Below are 6,576 nucleotides of genomic sequence, written 5' to 3'. Positions count from 1 at the left end.
TTTATTTCGCCAATTAAATCGGGAATTGAAGCGGACAATTGTGATTTTAAAAAGTCTTTATTTTGATGTTGAACAGCCAAACTAATTCACGAAGTCAGAAATCTGAAGTCGTGATGTCAGTCGTTTTACCTCTGAGGCGAAGGAGCGAGGATTCAATACTTGAATATATTTTGTTTCTCTTCGCCTAAAAATGGCGAGCGGGCGACATGAACGCCTGGGAAACCACAGGCGACGCGCCCTTGCCTTTAGACCAACTTCGGGCTTTATCTAACTCCTGACTGCTGACTGCTGACTGCTGACTCCTGACTCCTGACTTCAGCCCGAAGGGCGTGGTAAATTTAATTGTGCTTTGGTTTGTGTGGATAAATTGGGAAATAAAACGGATTGTTGATAACAGTTAGCTGCTTGTAAATAATAAATAGTGGCATTGTTTAAATTATTGGCAGCTAAACATGAGGGTGTAGATAAATTTATTTCCTGAATATTTGGTGATTCATCTAATGTATTGCCCAAAACACGAAGAGTATTACCTAAACTCAGTAAGATAGTATTTTTTGGTTCATTTAGGTTTAATTCTTCGGCTATTGTGAATGCTTGTTGTAGAACTAATAAAGATTTTTCTAAGTTTCCTGTGGCTCGTAGAGTATTTCCCAAACTAAGTAAAGCTGCCATTTTTGGTGGCGAATCTGGCTCATTAATTAATTTAGTTTTAATTGACTGTAAATTTTGGCTGGCGCGACGATAATAACCCAAATCTTGTAAAGCTTGAGCTTGATTAATGTTATTTTTAATTATTGCTCGATTATTCTCTAATTCCTGATAGATATTCTCTGCTTGTTGCCAAGTTTTTAAAGCAATTTGTGATTTTCCTTGCGATCGCTCTATACTGCCTTTAATATCTAAACTATTAGCTAAAATACGTTGCTGTGTTGTATTTTTAGATTGAGTTTGTAGTAATTTGATGCTAGATGCGATCGCTTTTTGGGCTGCGGTTAAATTCAAGAATAGATCCTAATTCTAATCCGTCTATTACAGCGTCTACATCTTCGTACAATTTTTTTGCCTCTTCAATATCGCCTTGGCTCTCTTTAATTTTGGCAAGATTTTGTTTGGCAGCAAGTAATACTTTAATGTCTCTATTTGCTAATACACGAGCGGTCGCCTTTTGATATGAAGATGCTGCTTTATCTAAATCGCCTTGTTCTTGAAACTCTATTCCCGTATCTAAAGATTTAAGTGCTGTATTTGAGGTATCTTCAGTCGAAGCAACTTGAGGAGAAATGATTACAGTTGTAATGACTAAAAACAATAGTAAAATAATTGAAAAAGCAACTTGAATTGAAGATTTTCTTTTCATCTTTTCTACCTACAATTTTTATTTGATTAGTGATTAATAAGCGTTGGTAGAAATGATTGTATTCTCGACCAATTTTGTAATATTTATTTAAGTAAGTACTTGCTCAATAAAACATTATCACTAAATACAAAAAATAATCAAGTAAAAAAATATGTAGCTACGAAAGATACAGTTAATTTAATTACTCGTTGTCAATAAATTAGTTCTAGTCTAATTACTTGGATCGATTCTAATTCCCTAATCAGCCTAAACTACTTTGATTATAATTGTTTCGAGCTAATTAGTGTTTACTGAATTGTTCCGAACATTTCAGAAAATACCTGAATTTTACCTCTTGTACTATTTAAAGTAAGAACGCACAATAGTAACGAACAAACTTTGAATATTGATTTTTGCTACTTCAATCAAATGCGATCGCGATAATTGATTTCAGAGACATTTTTATTTGTATAAAACCAGTCAAACGATCTAGTGTTAAGACTTTAGTTATAGATATATATACTCAGACGTAGCACGAAAGTCGAAGAACAATTATTACTTTCGTTGAGGTTTGATTCGAGACTTTTTTCAGATGTTTTAGCTTTGAGAAAATTTTAAGATAAAACCAGTTTCAAAAAGGGGAAAATAAGATTATGCAACTACACTTTTTAGGTCAAGCTTATTCTGCCAATCGTAGTCTAATTAAAACTGTTGTTTCAGAACATATAGCTTGTTTTCGAGGACAAAGTTACGCTATTCGTGTTCCTACTCAAATTGTTAAATCTCAATTGAGCGTAAGGATTAGAAAATATCGTGGTGTTTCTTACATTGTGGAAACAAAAGCTTTTAGTTCGGAGTAATTATTGTAAGTTGCTAGGAACTTTTCTGAATAGATTACAAGTAGAAAAATAATTGAGATGTTAAAATACACAACAATGAACAAATGCTGTATGATTCCTGTGGTTAAATCTCCCAAGGATTACCAAGCTTATCGTATTAGTTCTCAAGATACTAACCGTCTGGCAATTATTTTTGATTCAAGTAATGCTAACAATTCATTAACTGTTTGTGTGGAAATTTTTGATGTGGGTGGTGCAACTCCTCCTCACCGTCATGATTTTGCAGTAGAAATGTTTTTTATTCTTAAAGGTGAAGGGATTACAGTCTGTGATGGAAAAGAAATTCCTTTGCATAGTGGTGATAGTTTATTAATTCCAAAAACAGGTACTCATTATCTAAAAAATACAGGTTTAGAACGTTTATACGCCCTCTGTATTATGGTTCCTAATAAAGATTTTTCTGAGTTAATTCGTAACGGGATTCCTGCATCTTTAGACGAACAAGATTTACAAGTATTGGCTGGTATTAGGTAGTTACACTTTTCTTGATTACATATCAAATAGTTAAGACTGGGTGTAGGTTTTGGGGTATCAAGAGAATAAGATTTTTACACTTTTAATCGATTAAAATTAATTTTTTATCTCTCTTACTACTTTCAAGTAATGGTATTACATACTTTTAGTAAAACTAGAATTTTTCGTAAATAAGTTTTAAGTTTGCAAAAACACCTGAATTTACCTGAATTTTTCCCCTTGAAATTCTTCTAAGCCGATCGCATAATACCGGCAAATAAAATTCAAGATATAGCAACACAATATTAAGAGAATCAAACTATGAAATTACGTTTTTTAGGACAAACTTACTCTACTTATAATCAGCCAGTGGAAACCATTCCCTCAGATATTACTGCTCGTTTTAGGGGACAAAGTTATGCTCTTCGTCGTCCGATTCACAATTTCAAATCTCAATTAAGTCTGAGAATATATCGTGGTGTAGTTTATTCCAAAAATTAAGGATTGATACGAGATGATGCATAAGTCACATTTTCCTGCAACTATTTTTAGATAGATAAATAAAAAATCGAGATCGGTAATTAAAACCATGATGGATGATAAATCTAATTTCTTTTCGGAGCTTGAATTTACAGGGTATTATCGGCTAAATAGTGTTCCCGAAACTATGGCTCTCATTGAAGCAGAATGTTTTCATACACTAGCAGATACCAATAATAGTCATGCTGATGCAAAAGGAATTATTTTCGCTTTAGGATTTATCAGTACAATAATAGTATTAAGTGGTGTTCAATTACATCGTTCTTTAAAAGTCACTCCAATTAATTCAAAAATTACCAAACCTCAAACATTATCAACTTTCGATACCAAAAAAATCTCTACGCTCAGATCTGAAAGAAAATTAAAGAGAGTGCAAAGTTTGCAAACATTAGATTGGTCAACGGACAAGATCGAGATTTTAACCATCAAAAATGCGGTCGCTCTAGGCAGATTTTAGCCAAACGACTAGTCTATTATGATAAGTTCGACCAGAGGGATAAAAAATGTTCCCCAAAAGTATCTATACCAACCAACCAACCAATAATTTAGGTCGGATTAGTGTGTTAATCCTATTGAGTTTCTTATTAATACCAATTAAGATCTCAAAGAGCCTAGCTGAGAGCGAGAACGCAGATATCAATACTACCGTTTTATTCCAACCTCCCCCCGAAGAATCACAACCAGAGGAGACAGAGGGTGCAGCTTCTCGTCAAAATAGAGTATGTTCTCAGGATATTATTGCTCAACAACAAAAGCGATCGCGCCTTAACCTAACTGCTATTGTACCTCATGGTAACTATGGCTTAACAGTAGTCGAACGTCCTACTTTTTGGGTTTATATTCCCCAAACTTCAGCCCAACAAATAATTTTAACTCTTAAAGAAAAAGATAGTAGTCCTCATTGGCAACAGTCAATTCCTCTAACAACAAAAGCTGGAATTATGGGGATTAAATTGTCAGATAATGCACCTTCTTTAGAAATTGGTAAAGAGTATCAATGGGCGGTAATTTTGGTTTGTGGGAATAAACCTCATCCTAACGATCCTGTAGTTACTGCTAAAATTAAAAGAATTGATGAATCACAAATTAGGAATGGTGACTCACAAACTAATTCTACTATAGGTTTAGAACAAGCTGCTACTTATGCCAAACAAGGAATTTGGTATGATACCTTAGATATTTTAGTAGCAGAAAAATCGTCTTTAAATAATTGGAATAATATTTGGGTTAATTATTTACAATCTGGTGGTTTAAATGAATTTGTTAATGAATCAATAATTGGCAAATAACTTAAAATTTTAACTTTAAAAATTAAAAAAAATAACAATTAAGTCATAGTATTAATATTTTTAGATAAATTATCTCGATCGCTTATCGAGATTTTTCTGGTGTATTGATTACTCGATCTCCTCTAATTGGAGTTTATAAATTATTAAATTAACTTAGTAGCCTTCTGCCTTCTGCTCTTAAATTGATAATTTTTTAATTTCTTTTTCAATGAAAGAGGAATTATCTTTATTTTCAGATCGCTTGAAGTATTCTAATGCTATTCTACTTATAAGAGGCTCGGTTTGTGATTTTACTATTAGTAATTTTAAGGTATGTTGAAACAAAAAGCGATCGCGTTGCTTATTAGTAATTAAAACTGCTGTAATTACTGTTGCTATTAACGTTAGTAATGATGGTACTAGAGGTAGCCACCAACCTACAATAAATACTCGATAACAAAATATAATTAAGATAATACTAATAATGAAAATATAAATCAAAATTTTCACTATAGATCGTAAATGCCAAGCTATAATCACACCAATAATTCCCCACAATAGTATCCAGAGAGATTCTATAAATTTGTTATAAGTACGAAGTAAAGGGCGATTATCGATTGCAGAACTAATAATTTGACTGGTAATATTAGCTTGAATAAAAACCCCTGGCATTTTGGCAGGAGAACGAAACAAACCTTTACGACGAGCCACGAAGCTCCGAACAGTACTATTATTTATTTCATACCTCGAATCAGCAACGCCTATTATTTAATTTAAAAATAATTAGGTAAACTATTACAAGAGGATAAATTCAGGTATTGTTTCAGGTATCTTATAAAATAGCCTCACAATAACTTTGACAAAAATAAATATTTGCGACTTCTTACTTATTCTTAATTACAATATATTTGACTTAAGGCAAAAATCAATTATAGCGATCGCCTTTGAACATTCTCAAACTTAGAGCTGAGAACTTAAAACATATTTCGTTTAGTTGTTAAGCAGTAAAGATTTGCTTTTAAGCTTAGAGCTTGGAAGCTCCGAACCGCAACATCCAGGTGTCAACACCGCCCAAAATTCATCTACCTGAAAGAATATCTGAACTTTTCCCCTGTTATTAAAAAACTACGAGGAGCAGAATAATAGCATCTACTACGGTATTAGTTGGGGTAGAAAAATGTCAACATTTACAGCTTATGCAGCTTTACAACCCAAAGCCAAATTACAACAATGGCAATACGAAACCGCTCCTTTAAAAAACGATGAAATAGAAGTTTGGGTGACTCATAATGGTCTTTGCCACACTGATATTCACATGAGAGATAATGACTGGGGAGTTAGTAAGTTTCCCTTGGTAGCTGTTCATGAGGTGGTGGGGGTGGTTACAGAAGTAGGAAAAGATGTAGCAAATCTGCAAACAAGGCGTAAAGCTAAGGAAGCTGTCACAAGCGTGCCAAATTGTCTTTAAACTACTGCTATAATTAGCTTTCAGAGATTAATACTATTTAAGCGATCGCCAATTTTCTTCAGTCAAAAAGTTCAAATTTTAATTATATTTACGTACTTAACAAACAGATACCAAGCTTTACTCTTTATACCTAAACTTTAACTCTGCTGCACCCGATCGCGATCGCTTTTAGTGCGGGATTTTATAATGCTTTGGGTACAGGAAAATTAATTGCTCGATAATTTTGGCTGTAATCGCATTCATGTAGAATTTGCCGAAAGTTTTTCTTGACAACGCAAGTTAGTAAGCTGATGTACATTTAAACTGCATCTTATTAGACTAAAATACAAACCATCTCTCCATCTTCCCGTCAATCTCAACAAGCAACTCACGCATTCCTCTGTCCCCATTCGTCTCGTCAAATAAAATGCTTAACAGCTAAGCTGTCAAAGAAAATAGCGTAGCGAAGCCATCCCATCAGTCTTACCGCGAAGTTCCCAAATATTTAACCGACATTCCGCAGAAAAATTTAAGAGAGTAGATAATATTGGCGACAAAAAGAACTAAAGAACTGAAGAATATAACTTCGCTCACTAGTAAGATTACTAATTTGTTTAACTCCACCAAAAGAAA

9 protein-coding genes are annotated in these 6,576 nt (G+C 33.4%); 6 read left to right on the top strand and 3 right to left on the bottom strand.

The features are described from left to right. Positions 1-315: 315 nt before the first annotated feature. Together H1P_RS29730 and H1P_RS29725 are read right to left on the bottom strand one after the other, a co-directional pair. Positions 316-1,002, bottom strand: a complete 687-nt coding sequence (locus H1P_RS29730) for a tetratricopeptide repeat protein (RefSeq protein WP_144874551.1) — start codon at positions 1,000-1,002, stop codon at positions 316-318. Then, a complete protein-coding gene (locus tag H1P_RS29725) occupies positions 965-1,357 on the bottom strand; it encodes a hypothetical protein (RefSeq protein WP_144874549.1) in 393 nt (130 codons plus the stop codon). The genes H1P_RS29730 and H1P_RS29725 overlap by 38 nt, the downstream gene beginning before the upstream one ends. Positions 1,358-1,989: 632 nt before the next feature. Here H1P_RS29725 and H1P_RS29720 point away from each other — a divergent pair. From H1P_RS29720 to H1P_RS29700, 5 genes are all read left to right on the top strand, one after another. Then, on the top strand, positions 1,990-2,196 hold the full coding sequence (locus H1P_RS29720) for a DUF4278 domain-containing protein (protein ID WP_144874547.1): 207 nt from the start codon (positions 1,990-1,992) through the stop codon (positions 2,194-2,196). A gap of 75 nt (positions 2,197-2,271) precedes the next feature. Beyond that, positions 2,272-2,709, top strand: a complete 438-nt coding sequence (locus H1P_RS29715) for a cupin domain-containing protein (RefSeq protein WP_186376223.1) — start codon at positions 2,272-2,274, stop codon at positions 2,707-2,709. Positions 2,710-3,009: 300 nt separating this feature from the next. Next, positions 3,010-3,189: a DUF4278 domain-containing protein gene (locus H1P_RS29710; RefSeq protein ID WP_144874543.1), complete on the top strand. Its 180-nt coding sequence runs from the start codon at positions 3,010-3,012 to the stop codon at positions 3,187-3,189. An 88-nt stretch (positions 3,190-3,277) separates the two neighbouring features. Beyond that, entirely contained in the window at positions 3,278-3,685 is a 408-nt protein-coding gene (locus H1P_RS29705; protein WP_144874541.1) for a hypothetical protein, read from the top strand. 46 nt (positions 3,686-3,731) lie between these two features. Further along, a complete protein-coding gene (locus H1P_RS29700; RefSeq protein ID WP_144874539.1) occupies positions 3,732-4,517 on the top strand; it encodes a DUF928 domain-containing protein in 786 nt (261 codons plus the stop codon). Between the two features lie 177 nt (positions 4,518-4,694). Here H1P_RS29700 and H1P_RS29695 read toward each other — a convergent pair whose 3' ends face one another. Further along, positions 4,695-5,207: a CHASE2 domain-containing protein gene (locus H1P_RS29695; protein ID WP_246142018.1), complete on the bottom strand. Its 513-nt coding sequence runs from the start codon at positions 5,205-5,207 to the stop codon at positions 4,695-4,697. A gap of 466 nt (positions 5,208-5,673) precedes the next feature. On the opposite strand from H1P_RS29695, the gene H1P_RS29690 reads away from it, so the two are divergent. Then, positions 5,674-5,964 carry an alcohol dehydrogenase catalytic domain-containing protein gene (locus H1P_RS29690; RefSeq protein ID WP_144874537.1) on the top strand — a complete coding sequence of 97 codons (291 nt, stop codon included), beginning with the start codon at positions 5,674-5,676 and terminating at the stop codon, positions 5,962-5,964. Positions 5,965-6,576: the final 612 nt, after the last annotated feature.

Origin of the sequence: Hyella patelloides LEGE 07179 (assembly GCF_900659865.1) — a bacterium.
Taxonomy (GTDB): domain Bacteria; phylum Cyanobacteriota; class Cyanobacteriia; order Cyanobacteriales; family Xenococcaceae; genus Hyella; species Hyella patelloides.
Note: the sequence above shows the minus strand (reverse complement) of the source record. Positions and strands in the feature narration are given on the sequence as shown.

Bases quoted from the DNA above. Each gene is read 5' to 3' on its own strand.
- H1P_RS29725 (WP_144874549.1), bottom strand. From the start codon at position 1,357: ATGAAAAGAAAATCTTCAATTCAAGTTGCTTTTTCAATTATTTTACTA.
- H1P_RS29720 (WP_144874547.1), top strand. From the start codon at position 1,990: ATGCAACTACACTTTTTAGGTCAAGCTTATTCTGCCAATCGTAGTCTA.
- H1P_RS29715 (WP_186376223.1), top strand. From the start codon at position 2,272: ATGAACAAATGCTGTATGATTCCTGTGGTTAAATCTCCCAAGGATTAC.
- H1P_RS29710 (WP_144874543.1), top strand. From the start codon at position 3,010: ATGAAATTACGTTTTTTAGGACAAACTTACTCTACTTATAATCAGCCA.
- H1P_RS29705 (WP_144874541.1), top strand. From the start codon at position 3,278: ATGATGGATGATAAATCTAATTTCTTTTCGGAGCTTGAATTTACAGGG.
- H1P_RS29700 (WP_144874539.1), top strand. From the start codon at position 3,732: ATGTTCCCCAAAAGTATCTATACCAACCAACCAACCAATAATTTAGGT.
- H1P_RS29690 (WP_144874537.1), top strand. From the start codon at position 5,674: ATGTCAACATTTACAGCTTATGCAGCTTTACAACCCAAAGCCAAATTA.